The organism is Legionella sp. 39-23 (assembly GCF_001897665.1).
GTDB lineage: Bacteria > Pseudomonadota > Gammaproteobacteria > Legionellales > Legionellaceae > Legionella > Legionella steelei.
In genome coordinates this window covers 165003-181917 of the sequence record NZ_MKTO01000018.1, presented here as the reverse complement: position 1 = coordinate 181917, position 16915 = coordinate 165003, and the positions used below count along the sequence as shown (strand labels likewise).

Genomic DNA, 16915 nt, shown 5'->3' with positions numbered 1-16915 from the left:
CTTACGGATTTAGTGCTTTAAGAGGAAAAAGGGCTCTAAAGAGCCCTTTTTCATTTATGCAGGATTAACAGGACATGTATAAGTTTGTCCATTTGTTGTTAAAGTAGCTTGTGTAGGCAGGCTAATAATACCGTTGGCATTGAAACCGATGTTAGGTACATATACCGGATCAGTTAGCGTCATAGTTAAATTACCATTGGTAAAAGTTGCTGTAGCATTCCAAACCCCAGTGATTGAAGTAATCCCTTTCGTCACCATGCTTAAAACTGCAGGCTTAGTCATAGGAGATTTAGTGGTAATATAGAGGTTGCAGGAACTTCCAGCCCATGGGTCTTGAGGTGTTCCCCAAGTACTGCATTGTGCTTTCACTGAACAATTGTTGGCAGCAACAAAATTATATTGAATTATTTCTTGCTGTGTTGCGTTTGCAGTAACACTCACAGTACTGTTAAATCGTGCAGTACATTGGGCATTGGAAGGTAACTGAAGAGGAGAAACACTGATTGTATAGTTACCAACAGGTAAGCGAATACTTTTAGGTGTAGTTCCTACAACCTGTACACTATTGCTACTTGACCCATAAGCATATGTTACTGTGAAGACCTGGCTCGAACTAATAGGACAATTACTATCTCCCGCCACACTTATGTTTAGGTTTCCAGTGGACTCTTGCACATATTTAACCGTAACATCGGTCTCTGTGTTTTGAGTAACAACCGCACTATTAGTTTGTGAAGGAACATAAGTTATGCCGTCGCTGTTGGTTATTGTTGAACCTGTTAATGAATAAGTTCCAGTAGCCACATTATCTAAGCAAGTAGATGTATCAAAAGCAGTTAAAGTAAATGTATAGTGATTATTTCCTGCTGTTGCATTAATCACAGGATGTTGTGTTCCTATATATCCTGTCGGTGTAGGAACAGTGACACACAATTTGCCAAACTGCTGAACTGGAGTTATTGCATTAAAAAGATTATGCAAATCTTGTTCTTTCCATGGGAAAAGACTGAAATCAGAATCGCTTTCTCGTAACCCTACTGGATAATCGGCATTATTAAATGTCCAGAAAAATAAATTATGGTTTATTTTTTTGCTGATTAAATAGGGTGCGACTGACTTAACAAAAAAATCTTCCCCACCTGTTGCAGGCATTTGCACATCATATCCTAACTCACCAACTACGAAGGGAAAGCCTGAATTCAATGTGAAACCAAAGTTCCAATCAAATCGAATAGGACTGTCATTTGCATCAGATTGCCATCCAGCCACTTGAGATCCATACAAGTGAGGTGCAAAAACGAGATGGCCACCATTACCATCATTGTTCACACCAAGCAACCAATCTGCAATTGCATTGGGATCAGTGCTGCTGAAATTATTGGCTTTAATTGCTTGTACCAATTGGCTTCTAAATGTAGTGACATCAAATCGTGCCACGCCATTGATCGATTGTTTCGTATCTAACAATGAGCGGAAATTTTCACCCCAGTTTGATCCAATGTTGGTTACTCGTAACATATTCGCTGGGCAACGACTTGAATCATTGCTAAGGCTAACCACATTTGAGTCATCAATTTTAGTGGAGGAAGGCAAACAAATCGTAGCTGTATTACTAAAGACTGGATCATATGGGTCATTTCCTTCAGTACCCCCTGGTCCCTCTACAAATAATAAAGTATCCACTTTGGAATCATAAACTGCTGATGCAGCTGCAGCGATGACCTTAACCCATGCAGGCTGAACTGGAGTTGTTTGCGTATTATCTTGGTACCAGAACAGTTGATGCGGCTCATTGTAAATGTCGATACCTAATATATTAGAGGGTGCACCTTTGACAAAATTTGCAATATCATCGTGATAATTTTGCAATGTATAGTCGGCAGCAACCACAGTACCATCGCGGAAATTATCTCCAAGTCCTGGACGATGATGGAAATCAAGCATCACAAGAATATTTTGTTTTTTAAATTCATTAATTGTTGTCGTTAATAAATCGGGGGCTGTTTTGGTTTGGGTACAATGCCCGCTACCATCTGCGCCCTTACTCCAATCACAAAAAGGACCATTTCCCGCTTCTTGATTATTCACATCAGTCACAGAGAAATTAAATGGAGATGATTGTACTGTTTGCGCATTGTGCCAAATTCCAGGTTGTATGGGCAAACGAATTGCTTTAAATGATACGCCATTGTCTGCACTGGTTACATTCGAGCCCGGAACTGTCCATGGTGAAGTAAGTAATTGGATTACACCACTTTGAGTACCGATAGGATTAAAGGGTACATTCCATAAACCACCAAGAAAATTACTGTCTTGGAATCCTATCCAGGCAATACCATCAATATTGATTTGATTACCATTTGTATCATAAATATTCCCATTTTTTGTATTAAAAGCCCAGGAAGACTGAGCAACCGAAAAAATGAGCACCGTGAGTAAATAAATAAGTCTTGAATAGTTCAAAAACATATTATGCTCCATGCTATTGGTTATTAAAAAATTCGTTTATACAGAACGAAACTAATTAACCCTAAACAAAAGTACTTGATTCGTAAAGAATTTATTTAAATTTTTATAGTCATAGCGCGATGCATGGGATTATTAGACCTTAGGCCATGATCCTGGTAAAAAGGGTCATGTTCAAATTTTATTCTGCTAAAAATAGCTGCTTAGCCTAATGGAGAGCTGATTCTGAATCTTGACGAAATAAAAATGGCTATATATGAGCTTGCATTTTTTTCACTATATCTTAGGAAATTTTGTTAATACTTATTTCTTCTGTGGTAAAGGAAGGAGCACAAATAGATTGACATTCAACAGTTTTTTGCCAATGAAGATCGGAGCTTTTTAATCTATCTCCTCGCGTTTCTTCTCTTTGTGTGATAATCATTTCTGAAGCGTATAGATAAACGAATAATAGCCCATAAGTGTCTAATTTTTTCCTATAAGCTATAAATTCATCTGATCAGTATGTTGCTTTGTTTGGAAACTTTATCCCGTGTGGTGCATTTTCGATGGGATTTATGAAATTGATCACGACCCTTTTTTACCAGGATCAAGGCCGGAGGTCTATGATGTTTTTCGGGCTAACGTTAACCATTTAGTGATGATAGGATTTTTGCGGTGAAGCTGCTTCTTAGATAGAACCCGCGCGGTAATGTTTTGATTTTGTTTCCCTGAATATCATATCCATCACATAAAGACTTTCCATTTGCGGCTTTCGGTCTTACTTGCAAATATTCTCCTTTTTTTGCATCTAGACTTTCAAGATGCCCCGTACCAATTTGCAAGGACAAATAGTCCCAATCAGCCTTTAGAATGCGCTCTTGTGATTGGTCAGGTGACCATATAAAACCCTGACCAATTCTTCTTTGTGGATAGGGAATGTCCGTATCACCTTCTATTGGGATCCATAAAACTCGACTTAATTTCATGTAACATTGCGAGGTCTTCCATTCTTGTTTATGAATTGTAAGTAATGGGATGGAGGTAATGAACGTCGACTCAGTGGGTTTACCAGATTTATTAAGTGGCAGTGTTTTCAGTTCAACACCCAGGCTTTTAAAGTCCGGTAATGATTTATTTTGGGCATCAGTACCTAAAGCTAATTCAATTGCCTGCCCCACCCACCCTTTCCTCTGGCTAGGTATATCAGGAATAGACAAATTCAAACTTAAACCGAGTTGCGCAAAACTAAGACCAGCAATATCGGAGCAACGCGCAAGTAATTCAGCTTCACTATTCGGTGGTCTGTTTTTTAGCAATGAGTTCACCTTGTCCCTCTTTAATTTCAATGGAAATTGGCTCTATAGGGGGTTTAATATTTGCTGCTTTAAATTGAGTCATAATCGCAAACAATACTTTAGATTGTACTTCAATGCGTGTGTGTATCTGAACGTTAATAAAATATCGAACCTCAAACTCTAGTAAGGCTTCATCAATTTTCTTAAGGAACACTTGAGCAGGTGGATCACCAACAATCTCAGGGGTCGTAGCTAAAATATCTTGTATTAGTTGCTGGATCATTGCCGGATCATCAGAGCGACTGACTTTTATAGGTATCACTGTTCTGACAATACCGTCCTGATGTGTCCAGTTAGTAAAAGGTTTATTAAAGGTTTCTGCATTAGGAATCAATACTTCCATATTGTCCCAAGAAGAAACTCTCATAGACCGAATGCCTATATGGGAAACACGCCCTTCATGCTCACCTACAGTTACTAAATCCCCCTCTCGTACGGGTCTTTCAACAAGTAGCATCAGGCCGCCAACAACGTTGCTGGCAAAATCACGCAAACCAAATCCCATACCAACGGCAAGTCCCCCGATAATCATTGACATACCACTGAAGTCAAATCCCAATACGTGTAAAGAAACAAAACCACCTAAAAGAACAACCGCATATTGGCTAAACACGGAGAGACTGTTTCTTATTCCTGCATCTTTAGCATTTTTATACAACCAACGATAACAAAATTCGCGCGTCCATTTAGATGCCCATACAAAAGTTGCAAGCAGAATACAAAATCCTATCGTACTTGTAACCGTAATATGGATTCCGGGGATATTCACAATGGTATATTGCGCAAAAATACCTAGGCTAACCATTACCAATGAGTCAGAATGCCAGCCAAACAACTGGAATAGAACTAATATGCTTGCAACAAGTAATAAGATGCGCAGAATTTTATCCAATGGCTTTAAAAAAACCTCTATCCATAGCCATCCGTTACGCAATGAAGAAATCATTAGTTCAGAAAACAACTCTAAAGCATCGAATATCAAACCTCTTACTAGTATGTATCCAACAAGCACAAGCAGAGCATAAGCCTGATACTGACTCATATTCCATGCTAAATTAATGAATCCAAATAATCCAATTACAGCAGTGGTGAATAACGTTATAGGTACTAGAAGAACTAATAAAGAAATAGCATTTTTAACATATCTCTTTTGACTTTTTAATAAAGGACGAAGAAGGTAAGGAATGACATCCTTACTTTTCCATATTACTAAGGATACAGTCAAAATAAAGAGCATAAATAAACGGTTAAAAATGTCTTGTAGCAGTATGGATAATGGTAATGAATGACTTAAAGTCATCAAGGCAGTTGTCCATCCACCAAAAAGTAACAGCCATTTTAAACGATAATAAAGTTTGACATCTTTACCGGATGAATCGGTGATTCGCTCTAATAATACTAGGCGACCTATTAAAATTAAAATCCTAAAGGTAAACCACACTGCAATTAATTTTAACAGTAACTGATAATTAGCAAAGGAAATATGAGTTACATAAAGCAATGCCCATAGCATCGAAACGATACAAAAATAAGGCATGTTTCTTTGTATTAAAACCAAAAAACCATCGTATAGGTAGCCTGTTAAGCGAGAGCGTTCTTTATCTTGACGCAGCGTTCTTAGGAAACGGCTTATCATGAAGAAAAAGCCGGCAATAAAGACAAACCCACCCCATAAGAGCACCATGGATAAAGCGTTTAACCATAAATAGCTGTCGTAAACTTTTAAACTCAGGGTTTTAATATATTTATAAAATAAACCAGGAATAGCTGCTATCTTATTAAGAATAATCGGCCAGCTGCTGATACTGTAATCAGCAAGCGTTTGTCGCACAGACATTAATTTCTTGAGCTGAGCCTGATAGTCAGACAAATTCTTAGTGAGCAACTGTTTTTGGGCGTTCGTCTCTTTAAGTTGACGTGTTAAGATATCTTGTAACGAGCGGATTGATTTTTTTAAATCAGGCGTACCAACAAGTTTGGTTTCATTATTCAAAAAAATGCTTATTTGTTGTATTGTTTTTTCAATTTTAGAGTATTGATTTAATGCATCTTTATAAATATCTGTGATCAATTGTAGATTTTTGGTATCTGGATTTTTAAGATAAATAATATCCGCTTTTACTACGGTTCTCTGAATATTTAAGGCATTTAAATGATTTTGAATTGCCGCAATATTTTGATTGTTAATCAGTAGCATTGCCTCATAATCTGCTGACGATAATGGTTTCGCTGATTTATGGCTTTTATTGGGCTGTTTGGGGGTATTACTTTCATAAAGCGCGGCTAAACGTTTATTAAGTTGTTCTTTTAATGATTTAATTTGTACTAGTTTTTGTTCAAGTACAAAATTCGAATGCCATAATTCCAAATTTTTTATTTCATCATTAAGTGATGTTTGAAATTCTTTAGCAAGTTTTAAGTTTTCAACGATAAGTTGAGTCGTTTGCTTGTTGATATTAAGCAGATTTTCTACTTTTTCTACGCGCTCAGGAATCGATGTATTTTCCTTGGCAATGGGCATCTGTTGAAGATGCTTTAAACGTTGATTTAAATTATCTTGCTCTTTATATTGATGTTCAAGAAAACCTTCTAAACTGTCAATCTTCACACGGCTCATTGAGAGTATTGCCGACACTTGTTTCATTTTAGTGTCAAACTCCTTCTCACTTTGAAGCATTATTGGCTGTTTTGTTTCTTGAATTGATGCGGTTAAATGAGCTTTTTCTTGGGTTAAATATTCAGTAAACGTGACTGATTTCTTTGCCGGTGCAGCTACGACTATGGAGGAACAAAAAAATAAGAAAAAGAAAAAACTCAAATATCTTTGATTTTCAGTTAATAATTTTATTTTTCCTAGCAAAAAATTATTTCTGCGCGTACAAAGATCCTCTTCCAAATTAATTTCTACATCAACTGGAGGAGAGATCCCTGCCTGTGCAGGGATTAATTTTCTTACGAGGTTCGCGAGGCCTCTACTTAGTACATTATTTAGTCTGTGTAGTTGGAGCAAGTCTTATTCCTAATTCAGTTAATTGCGCGTTACCCGTAGGCGATGGCGCGTTCGTTAATAGGCACGATGCTGTTTGAGTTTTAGGAAAAGCTATGACATCTCTAATTGACGTCGAATCTGTAAGTAACATAGCTAGGCGATCGATGCCAAGAGCAATACCACCATGCGGGGGTGCTCCGTATTGTAAGGCATCCAATAAAAAGCCAAACTTTTCCTGAGCTTCTTGCTCATTAATTCCAAGCAACTCAAAAACCGTTTTTTGTAAATCGGATTGATGAATACGTATGGATCCCCCGCCAATTTCAAAGCCGTTAATGACGATATCATAAGCCTTGGCTAATGTTTGCGTGGGCTTAGCACGTAAGTGCTCGGGAGATAAATCTTTGGGTGACGTAAATGGATGATGCATCGGATTTAATTTATTGGTCTCATAATCCATTTCAAACATAGGCCAATCAACAACCCATAATAATTCCCATCCATCTTTAAGTAGTTTTCTATCATGACCAAGCTTTATTCTTAATGCCCCCATTGCTTCATTAACAATATGGTTTCTATCCGCACCAAAGAAAATAACATCGCCTGTTTTAGCTTCCGTGCGTTGTAAAATTGCCTGCACGGCCTCTTCAGAGAGAAACTTTAAAATGGGTGATTGCAAACCGGGCATTCCTTCATCTAGGTTATTTACTTTGATGTAAGCTAGCCCCTTCGCACCATAAATCCCAACAAAACGACCATAATCATCTAAATCTTTTCGGCTCAGGTCACAACCACCAGGAAGTCGTAATGCAATGACTCTGGATTCTGAATCATTTGCAGCTGTAGAAAATACTTTAAAATCACATTCTTTAACGATGTCAGCTACATCAATAAGCTCTAACGGATTGCGTAAATCGGGCTTATCACTACCAAAGCGCTGCATGGCTTCAGCATAAGACATTCTGCGTAATTTTTCAGGTAAATCCACATTAAGAATTTGTTTGAATACTGTTTTTAATAAGCCTTCGATGAGATTGAGTATGCTTTCTTCATCAATGAAAGACATCTCTATATCAAGCTGTGTAAATTCAGGTTGTCTATCGGCGCGTAAATCTTCATCACGAAAACAACGAACAATTTGGTAATATTTGTCAAAACCAGCAACCATAAGTAACTGTTTAAAAAGTTGTGGTGATTGAGGCAATGCATAAAATGATCCAGGATGAACTCGAGAAGGCACCAAATAATCACGTGCGCCCTCAGGGGTTGCTTTGGTCAGCATTGGTGTTTCAATATCAAGAAAGTCTTGCTGATTGAGATAAGTACGTATACAGCTATTTAACTGATGTCTTAGTGTCAGTTTGTGCTTCATTGATGGGCGACGCAAATCAATATAGCGATATTTATAACGTAGATCTTCATTCACAACTTGGAAATCATCAGGTAAAAATGGTGGTGTAGGTGATTGATTAAGAATTTCTAGCGCGGTACCAATTACCTCAACTGTACCAGTAGCCATCGCTGGATTAATCATCCCATCAGGTCGTTTACGTACAACACCAGTGATTTTAACAACAAACTCAGAGCGTAATTTTTCTGCGTCAGAAAAAGAGGCTTTATCTTCTGGTTCATATACTACTTGTAAGATGCCAGAGCTATCACGTATATCAAGAAATATGACACCACCATGATCTCGACGATTATGTACCCAACCACATACAATAACTTCTTTACCTAAACTTGACTCATCGACGCCCAAACAGTAGTGTGTACGCATATAAAACCGCCTATTTAAATTTTTACAAATTGTTTGCTAATGCTACCTCAGACATCGGTGGCATTACTCCTAAAGAAATTATAAATTTTAATGCTTCATCAATACTCATATCTAACTCAATAACATCATTTCTAGGAAGCATCATAAGAAAACCTGAAGTGGGGTTAGGAGTAGTTGGTACAAAGACAGAGATCAACTCTTCTTTCGTTTTATTATTTATTCCTGAATTTGCCGTCCCGGTCTGAAAAGCGATAGTCCATAATCCTTTACGTGGGTATTCTATTAAAACTACTTTTCTAAAAGCCTCACTGTTTGTTGACATTAAGGCATTAATAACTTGCTTCACTGTTTTATAAATTGACCGAACCAAGGGAATTTTAGAAAGAATGGATTCTCCCCATGCCACTAATCGTTGTCCAAAATAATTGGTAGCAATGATTCCAGTAACAAGTAGAATAATAAGGGATAAAACAACGCCTAAACCTGGAATATAATGCCCGATTAACTGTTCTGGTTGGTACGCTTTAGGAATTAAAGCCAATGTATTGTCAAGTAAGTCAATAATAAAGCGCAATACCCCTATGGTAATGAGTATGGGTAACCATACCACCAATCCAGTAAGTAAATAGCTTCTTAATGACATTGTTTTCATTTATTGTCACCGTCTTTGGTAGTTTTTGATGAAGTTGTATCTTTTGTCTTATCGACAGCAGCCGCATCGCCACTTTTAGTAGTTTCTGTAGGTTTACTTCTTTTGTTTTTAAAATCAGTCGCATACCAACCAGTGCCTTTAAGTTGAAAGCCAGCAGCAGAGATAAGTTTGACCACTGTATCCTTATAGCATACAGGGCATTGTTTAACAGGCTCATCACTAATTTTTTGCATTAAGTCAAAGTGATGATGGCAACTCGTACATTGGTATTCATAAATTGGCATCGGAAACGACTCCATTAACTACAGATAGTTCAATCTAACCAAATATTATAACGAATTCCCCAAGGATGAACAATATGTACGTCCAAGAACAAGGAGCATACATAGCTGATTATTCCTTTGAGTTATCTATATTTTTATAAATATTTTTCGTCGGTATAAAAAAGCAGCAACCAAGAAATTAAACAAAAGAAACAATATGGAATAAAATAAGCCTGCATTTTCTAGACTAAAATTTCCAAATAAATATTCTGCAATCGCTACTCGCACAACATCTTGAGATCCATCAGGCAAGGGAAGAACAAACATGGACTGTATTTTCAGTAAAATAGCATGGAAAATAAAAATAAATAGTGCATTCATGCCAAAAATCTTAAATGGTATTGACCATTTTGTATAACCTAACACATCAATAACAAAAAAACATAAGCCAAAAACTATAAGTGAAAAACCACTACTCCATAAAACAAAAGTACTTGTCCATAAATTCTTATTAATTGGAAAGTTATAACTCCATATCCAAGCCAATAAAAGAAAAAGCAAACCCATTGCGATTAAAATCGCACTTTTCTTTTGTTTACTGATTGGTGTCAATAAAAAATGTCCTGTCAAAAGCCCAGAAATAGTTGTAGCAATGGCCGGGATGGTACTTAAAAAACCTTCTGGGTCGTATGTTTTATTAAATAAATGCCCTGAGGAGAATATTTGACTATCAATATAGGCCACCCAGTTTTTTGCAATACTTAACGGATCAGCTTCAGCACCAGGGACTGGAATTTGTGTTAGTAAAAACCAATAACCAATAAGAATACCCAAAAAGGTAAGAATTTGTGCTCGAACGGAGGTATGAAGATAGAGCAGAGAACAAATGAAATAGCACACACCAATACGTTGTAAAATTCCATAGTATCTTATGGTTGATAAATTCAGCTTATTTGGAAAAACATTCAAAAGTAATCCAAAGAAAATTAACAGAAAAGTACGTGTTAAAATACTTCTGTAAAGTTGTGCTTTACTCTCCATGTCCTTATGTTTTTTCAAACTGATGACGGTTGTGATTCCTACAATAAACAGGAATCCAGGGAACACCAAGTCAGCTAAACTACATCCATTCCACTCAGCATGCGTTAATATGGGGTAAGAAACTCGCGTTCCCAGGCTATTGACTAATACCATTAATGCCATCGTTAGACCGCGAAAAACATCCAAGGATAAGATACGATTATTTTCAGCTAAGTGGCTACTCATAAAAGGAGTTCTTAAAAAAAATACTATGATAGCAATAATATATTAAGTTGTCTTTAAACCGCGTATAGGAACATCCATATGATAAACATAATGTTTAATAATTTGTTCTGCTTGTTCACAGGTTAAGGGCTTACTGATTGCCCCTTCCATAAAATAGTGTTGGCAATCGTATTTGACTACATCTGCTTCAAAACCAGTCAAAGCAATAATGGGGACATGATGATCTGTATTTTTTTCTTTTTGACGCAACTGCTTTGCAACGACATAGCCTGAGGAATCTTCCAGCCCAATATCCATCAAAACTAAATCGTATTTTCCTGGTTGAAATAATTTTATTGCACTGTCGGCAGAATCGGCTATATCAACATGACAATGTAATGCGGTTAATAATGCCTTTTCAACATTTTGTGCAATTATATTATCTTCCACCATGAGCACAGTAGGCAAATACCCCTCATTTAATAAACTCTTCGTTGTTTGTTTATTTTCTTGTAACGCATCGGCATGGGTTTCAATTTCTTTATTTAAAGTAATATTGTTTAAAATAACAATTAATCCAATTATTTGTTTATTACGATCATACATTGGTATTCGCGATGATTGAAAATAGAAAAGCTTTCCAGAATTATCTTTAATTGGTTGTTCTTCCACATGATGCTGGGGGACTCCTGAAAAAATTACTTTCATATCATCTAATTTTAACGTCTCTATCCGCTCTTTATCCCAGTGTGCAAATTCCTCCATTTGTTGGTATGGCGACCCCTTTAAATCATTGATTGTGTTGACGCCGAGCAGTTCAACGAAATTGTTATTACATCCTTTTAGATTACATTCAGTATCTATCCAGTACACAATATTGGGCATTGAATTGATAATTTCCATATAATATTGATGTATAGAATCAATTTCATCTTGAGTCCTATTTTTAGCGTGGGATGACATGCAAATACTCCAATAATTTATCATTTCGCATGTAAATTATAGTACAGCTAAATTATTTTGATTTTTTAATTGAGAAAGAGTTTCTTGAGGAAGTATTTTTCAATAACTTTGAGTTTTTATCTGAAGGCAACTTACCTTTCTTGTAAGTGTTCAATTAAGGGAGCAAAATAGGCGCTAATTTTTTATAACACAGTATTATATCCCCTTTCTTGTGTCAATTTGATGTTGTTCCCCTTCTTCCGAAGTGCGATAGGACTGTTAAAGTGAAGCTAAATTTTTTGAAGAAAGATAATAGCCTTCCGGGTTTTATCGAAATAACTGTGACGCATTGCGAATGGTTTAATCAACATTTTTACATAAACCCCACTTCGCAACTTTTTGTGGGGCTGGACATCAAAATAAAGGATGAGCTAACGAATAATCCATTCTATTTGATCTTTTAAATCAATTGAAATTTCGGAGAGCTCTTCAAGTTCGTAATCCATATAGGGATTGTCAACTGAGCTAACAGATTGATGTTGTTGCATTTTTTTATCACGCTGTTGATGCAACCATAAAATCTGCGGTTTAAATAGCTGAAGTACCCCCTCTACCCATTTATCCAACACTTGCCAATAAGGATCATCAATTAAGGTTATTTTATAGTATTTCAACAGGCGTGCACTCTCTTCAGCATTGTACCAAATTTCGGAGGTTACCCAACGATTAACAGTAAACAGGCGTATGGGTTGTCCTAGTTGATTCATGCCAATGGCAATTAGATGAGTCATGGGATTATCGATATACCTATCCCAATCAGCTAAAGGTGCGGGTTTAATCCTTTTAGGTATATATTTATAGCGTAAAAAACAATGAAAATGACCATGCTCTGTGCTTTCGTAATTTTCTCTATGGCAGTGATAAAAATATTGAGCCCCAGTTGTGTGGTCTATGCGATCACCAGGCGGATAGTGGCTCATATGTTCAAAACGACGTTTCTTCTTTAAAGCATAATGAAGAATGTTTTTACCCTTGTTTGTTGTCATTAGTTGTTGCGATTCTAAAACTTGTTTGGCGTAATTCAAATAAATGCCTTTATGCCACTTACTTAGTTTGGGCAAGGTAAAATCTGGATGGGTAATCATATTTTTTACTTCTTGAAGAAAAAAGAAGAGGTAGTAGAAACTACCTCTTTTAAAAAATAAAGACTACAGATTACTCACCAGAGCAACCTTTGCAGCCTTTGCAACCTTTACAACCTTTACAGCCAGCGCAACCTTTGCAGCCCTTGCAACCTTTGCAAGTACTTGTAGGAGCAGTAGTAGATGCGTCATCTGCATAAGCAACTGAAACTACAGGAGCTGCTAATACAGTTAATAGAGCAGCTACAGCTATTGTTGATTTTTTCATAATTTTACTTCCTTGATAGTTAATGATTTTTAACCCAATTAGATATTAGCAAAGAAATTGGAGTTTTTCTTCTTTTTTTAAAAAAATTTTTATTTTCATACATTTTATCGCGAGTAAGACAGTAAATTTAGTATATAAAATTATGACAGCTCTTTTTTCGAAACCAATAAAAAAAACCTATCCAACATTCTTGCACTTAAAAGCCATTTTAAAGAAATCATAAGATGGGCAGGAAAAGTTACTGGATATTTGACCTTTGGTCTTTTGGATTCAATTGCATGAATGAATTTATCAATTACCGCATCAGTTTTCCGGGTAAAAACTGAATCAGATTTCTTTTGTTTAAAGGTTGTGAGCATCCGTTCATATTGTTTGCGGAACTGGCTATTTTGTATATCGACCATACTCAATGAGTTATCAACACAATTATCTCGAAAACGGCTTTCTATTGGCCCTGGCTCTATAGTAATAACGTCAATACCTGATGATTTCAATTCAAGCCTTAGCGTATCACTTATCCCCTCTACGGCATACTTTGAGGCATTATAGGCACCGCGAAATGGCATACTGATAATACCCAAGATCGAACTAAGATTAATAAGACGACCAGCGCCTTGCTTTCTCATGACTGGAATAGCAAGATTGGTTAGCTCGACTAACCCAAAAACGTTCGTTTCAAATTGTGCACGTAATACATCACGCGAAATATCTTCTAAAGCTCCTGCCTGACCATATCCAGCATTATTGATCAGCACGTCTAAACGACCTTCTGTTTTAGCCATAACCTCAGTAAATGCACGTTGAATTGAAGCAGAATCAGAAACATCCAGTTGAACTGCCTCTACGCCCATATCCAATAATTTTTGGACATCCTCCTGTTTTCTACAAGACCCAATAACTCTATGTCCTCTTTTCTTCAGAGCAAAAACTGCATCAAAGCCAATACCGGTAGAACAACCTGTAATTAAAATTATTTTTTCCTTCATAAATTAAATCTCCAAATTGTTCGTGAATATTAGAGTCTATTTATAATCTATAATTCTTAATGTAACAACATCAAGAGGGATTGCATCATGGAAAAAGTTAGCATCCGAAGTTACAAAAATATCTCGCGTCTTTTTTTGTCTTTGATAATACTTATAGGTTTTTTCTACAGTAGCATAGTTAAAGCAGATACATCACCTTCACAATTACCGGGTCAGCAACTTGCTTATTTTATTGGATATCATTCTGGTGGCTATTATGAACCACCACCATATTACTATCATCGTCATCATCGAAGCGTGTTTTGGACACCATGGAGATATGTAGGTCACGGATGTCGCAAAAGCTGTCTGATTGATCGCTGGAGTGGCCATGTGATTCGTTGTAGAAGAATTTGTCGATAGCTGAGGAGGAGTGATTTCATTTTTGCATTGTAAGCCTGGGTGCAGCGCACCGAAACCCGGGTTACGGCTTCGCCTACAGCATTGCTGTACTGCCATACCAATTTGAACAAAAATCACACATAAAGTCGCTGCTCTTAAGCAAAATAATCAACCAACCCTTTCATTTTCCCTTTATTCTTCAAGGGAGTTACTCCAATTTCATCTTCAAAAGTTTGAGTGAGTTGTTCTTGTGTACTATCATTTTGCTGAGAAAACCGTCGTGGGTTGGCATCAGAATCAATCTGTACTTCAGACAAATTTAAACCTTGATCAGCCATCATCGCCTGTAATCTTGGTAACGATTGGTCAATGATGTCTCGCACATGATGGTTATGCGTTACTATATTTATTGAAGCAGTATCATTTGTCACTTTAATGTTGATCTCTAGTGGCCCCAAATCCTCAGGATTTATTTTAATTACGGCACTTTTAACGTCTTGCTGACCAAGCCAAATAATCTGATCAGAAAATTGTTTCGACCATTCGGGTTTATCGACTTCTATGGGTATCATTAGCGTTTGAGATACATTATCTAAAATAGGTGTGCGACCTTCCATAGACACATCAACACGCGCTTCATTTGTTACTACTTGCCCCATCAGTTGTAATTTTGCCCCATCAGTATTTTCGATTGCAAAAGACGATAGCGTAGTAGTAGATGTAAGATGAGGCACTGCTTTTTCCTTTTCATTTACTAATGATTGAAATGAAATGGTTTGATTTGTATTTTTTTCCTCTAAAGGACTTTCCAAATCGCTCAATTTGGATTCTAAGTGTATATTAGATGTCATTAATTCCATTTTTTTACTGTAAGGCACTGAGTTTTTCAAATCTTTACTGTTTTCAATAGGTTCTGCTGGGCTTAGTAATGTATTTGTAATAATTTGTGGCAACTCTGAATTTACAATCAGATCAGTATCTTGCAGTAAACTGCTCCTAACTTCGACTACAGCAGGTTGTTGTTCTAACGCTTGTATATCACTTTCCTGAATATCTTTTTCAATGTTTTTAAGTACATCAATTTGTTGTATTTCTTCGATTAAAGCATCATTTCTTGAGATCGTTTCATCAGCTTGTATTTGACTTTCTTTAATTTGTACTGACGTAGGTAACAGCTTTTCTTCATTTTGCTCTGGACACTTTAACAGGTCAATTGGATTATATTCCTGTTCAGGGGCGCGATTTTTTTCAATTTCCTGCTGATAATATTGAGAGCTAATCCAAGAAACAGCAACATTATTTTCCATCTCATGGATAGTTTGCTTCTCGCTATATTCCTCCACGCTCTCTTCTGTTTCTGCATTAACTATTTCTGAGCTAGACTGATTAAGTTCTCCTGTAACTTCATTTGCTTCCTGATAATTAGATATCTTTTCTACAACATGGGATAACAATAAAATGAACGCATTTGGATCTTTGAGATCGATTGTTGGTAAAGGATTTTGAATACCACTTTGAGTTTTTTCTACTGGTCCTGTCAAAATATCGCCATCTATGAGATTGTCGCATGACGAATTATTAGAGAAAAAGTCAGCAAACCCTGGTAGGTTTAATAGTGCATTCAAGTCGGTCATTCTAACTCCCAATACTTTTGATTATTGAATGCAATATCCGTACCAATTGATAACTTTATGCTAAGACAATTAAGTTCATGTTAATTAATATTGCTTGAGTGTAAAGGCAAGCAAGAGCCTCTGTTTCCTTACTTACAATGGATGCTAACCTTGTTTGTACTTATATTTTAAGAGCATCATCATGACTTTTTTTACTAAAAAAAAAACACACGCATCTGTTTTACAAACAATAGCAAACGCTAAGCAGTTATTGGCTCATATATCAGAGGACGATAAATATGCTTTTCTTATTCTTTTAGCACAGCGAACCGAAGATTTTGAGAATGCGCTCAAAAATATTACAGATCCTAATGAAAAACAAAGAATATTAGAACAATATGCTCGTTTTGCTAAAACAGTTGTCTCTTGTTTATCTCAACCACGCTATACAAATTCTTATACCAGCAGTTATTTTAACAGCAGAGATTATTATGCAGTAGGAATTACTGAACGGGTCAAAGAGCCTATACGACATAATGTGTCACTCGGCGCAACTATTTTGGGAGCGATACTTGTTTTGGCATCAATCATTGCATTTCCTTACATGCCGATCTTAAGCGCCATCTTATTTCCAATAGGTCTTACGATGTTAGCCCCTGGAGTGATCTCTTTGATGACGCCAAGCCCACTTGATCCGATAGCCAAACAACAGGAAGAAAAGATGATCTTTCAGTCTGGTGCGAAATTAATTGACCCCGCAGTCTCTTTTGATGAAGTTCCAAGAAATGAAGGAGCCTTCCCCCTTGTGGCAATGTAAAAAGTTCTGACCTAATTTAATCAGAACTCATGGAATT

14 protein-coding genes are annotated in these 16915 nt (G+C 36.6%); 2 read left to right on the top strand and 12 right to left on the bottom strand.

Annotated elements, in window-relative coordinates:
* Positions 1-54: 54 nt before the first annotated feature.
* The 11 genes from BGO44_RS07865 to BGO44_RS07815 all read right to left on the bottom strand — a co-directional run bounded on the left by BGO44_RS07865 (position 55) and on the right by BGO44_RS07815 (position 14067).
* Positions 55-2469: a cellulase family glycosylhydrolase gene (locus tag BGO44_RS07865; RefSeq protein ID WP_273197858.1), complete on the bottom strand. Its 2415-nt coding sequence runs from the start codon at positions 2467-2469 to the stop codon at positions 55-57.
* A gap of 623 nt (positions 2470-3092) precedes the next feature.
* The gene (gene mutH / locus BGO44_RS07860) at positions 3093-3773 is read right to left on the bottom strand and encodes a DNA mismatch repair endonuclease MutH (protein ID WP_058510297.1); all 681 of its coding nucleotides are present in this window, start codon (positions 3771-3773) and stop codon (positions 3093-3095) included.
* Positions 3739-6813 carry a mechanosensitive ion channel domain-containing protein gene (locus BGO44_RS07855; RefSeq protein ID WP_273197857.1) on the bottom strand — a complete coding sequence of 1025 codons (3075 nt, stop codon included), beginning with the start codon at positions 6811-6813 and terminating at the stop codon, positions 3739-3741. The genes mutH and BGO44_RS07855 overlap by 35 nt, the downstream gene beginning before the upstream one ends.
* A complete protein-coding gene (aspS, locus tag BGO44_RS07850; protein WP_058510295.1) occupies positions 6788-8569 on the bottom strand; it encodes an aspartate--tRNA ligase in 1782 nt (593 codons plus the stop codon). Before aspS ends, BGO44_RS07855 begins: the two co-directional genes overlap by 26 nt.
* A 22-nt stretch (positions 8570-8591) precedes the next feature.
* The gene (locus tag BGO44_RS07845; protein WP_058510294.1) at positions 8592-9221 is read right to left on the bottom strand and encodes a DUF502 domain-containing protein; all 630 of its coding nucleotides are present in this window, start codon (positions 9219-9221) and stop codon (positions 8592-8594) included.
* Positions 9218-9505 (bottom strand): FmdB family zinc ribbon protein, encoded by a 288-nt coding sequence (locus BGO44_RS07840; protein WP_273197856.1) that lies wholly within the window; start codon positions 9503-9505, stop codon positions 9218-9220. The genes BGO44_RS07845 and BGO44_RS07840 overlap by 4 nt, the downstream gene beginning before the upstream one ends.
* 126 nt (positions 9506-9631) lie before the next feature.
* Positions 9632-10750, bottom strand: coding sequence for an acyltransferase family protein (locus tag BGO44_RS07835; RefSeq protein ID WP_273197854.1), 1119 nt, complete (start codon positions 10748-10750; stop codon positions 9632-9634).
* A 42-nt stretch (positions 10751-10792) separates the two neighbouring features.
* Positions 10793-11692: a response regulator gene (locus tag BGO44_RS07830; RefSeq protein ID WP_058510291.1), complete on the bottom strand. Its 900-nt coding sequence runs from the start codon at positions 11690-11692 to the stop codon at positions 10793-10795.
* 410 nt (positions 11693-12102) lie between these two features.
* A complete protein-coding gene (locus BGO44_RS07825) occupies positions 12103-12816 on the bottom strand; it encodes a DUF6969 family protein (protein WP_058510290.1) in 714 nt (237 codons plus the stop codon).
* A 70-nt stretch (positions 12817-12886) separates the two neighbouring features.
* On the bottom strand, positions 12887-13081 hold the full coding sequence (locus tag BGO44_RS07820; protein WP_058510289.1) for a hypothetical protein: 195 nt from the start codon (positions 13079-13081) through the stop codon (positions 12887-12889).
* A gap of 140 nt (positions 13082-13221) precedes the next feature.
* Positions 13222-14067, bottom strand: a complete 846-nt coding sequence (locus BGO44_RS07815) for an SDR family NAD(P)-dependent oxidoreductase (protein WP_058510288.1) — start codon at positions 14065-14067, stop codon at positions 13222-13224.
* 87 nt (positions 14068-14154) lie between these two features.
* Here BGO44_RS07815 and BGO44_RS07810 point away from each other — a divergent pair, with 87 nt between their 5' ends.
* Positions 14155-14469, top strand: a complete 315-nt coding sequence (locus BGO44_RS07810; RefSeq protein WP_083503925.1) for a hypothetical protein — start codon at positions 14155-14157, stop codon at positions 14467-14469.
* 134 nt (positions 14470-14603) lie between these two features.
* Here the strand turns inward: BGO44_RS07810 and BGO44_RS07805 are convergent, their stop codons facing one another.
* A complete protein-coding gene (locus tag BGO44_RS07805) occupies positions 14604-16073 on the bottom strand; it encodes a flagellar hook-length control protein FliK (RefSeq protein ID WP_273197853.1) in 1470 nt (489 codons plus the stop codon).
* Positions 16074-16263: 190 nt separating this feature from the next.
* Between BGO44_RS07805 and BGO44_RS07800 the strand changes: the two genes are divergently transcribed.
* Positions 16264-16878, top strand: coding sequence for a lpg1689 family Dot/Icm T4SS effector (locus BGO44_RS07800; protein ID WP_058510286.1), 615 nt, complete (start codon positions 16264-16266; stop codon positions 16876-16878).
* Positions 16879-16915: the final 37 nt, after the last annotated feature.

Bases quoted from the DNA above. Each gene is read 5' to 3' on its own strand.
- BGO44_RS07865 (WP_273197858.1), bottom strand. From the start codon at position 2,469: ATGTTTTTGAACTATTCAAGACTTATTTATTTACTCACGGTGCTCATT.
- aspS (WP_058510295.1), bottom strand. From the start codon at position 8,569: ATGCGTACACACTACTGTTTGGGCGTCGATGAGTCAAGTTTAGGTAAA.
- BGO44_RS07845 (WP_058510294.1), bottom strand. From the start codon at position 9,221: ATGAAAACAATGTCATTAAGAAGCTATTTACTTACTGGATTGGTGGTA.
- BGO44_RS07840 (WP_273197856.1), bottom strand. From the start codon at position 9,505: ATGCCAATTTATGAATACCAATGTACGAGTTGCCATCATCACTTTGAC.
- BGO44_RS07835 (WP_273197854.1), bottom strand. From the start codon at position 10,750: ATGAGTAGCCACTTAGCTGAAAATAATCGTATCTTATCCTTGGATGTT.
- BGO44_RS07830 (WP_058510291.1), bottom strand. From the start codon at position 11,692: ATGTCATCCCACGCTAAAAATAGGACTCAAGATGAAATTGATTCTATA.
- BGO44_RS07825 (WP_058510290.1), bottom strand. From the start codon at position 12,816: ATGATTACCCATCCAGATTTTACCTTGCCCAAACTAAGTAAGTGGCAT.
- BGO44_RS07820 (WP_058510289.1), bottom strand. From the start codon at position 13,081: ATGAAAAAATCAACAATAGCTGTAGCTGCTCTATTAACTGTATTAGCA.
- BGO44_RS07815 (WP_058510288.1), bottom strand. From the start codon at position 14,067: ATGAAGGAAAAAATAATTTTAATTACAGGTTGTTCTACCGGTATTGGC.
- BGO44_RS07810 (WP_083503925.1), top strand. From the start codon at position 14,155: ATGGAAAAAGTTAGCATCCGAAGTTACAAAAATATCTCGCGTCTTTTT.
- BGO44_RS07800 (WP_058510286.1), top strand. From the start codon at position 16,264: ATGACTTTTTTTACTAAAAAAAAAACACACGCATCTGTTTTACAAACA.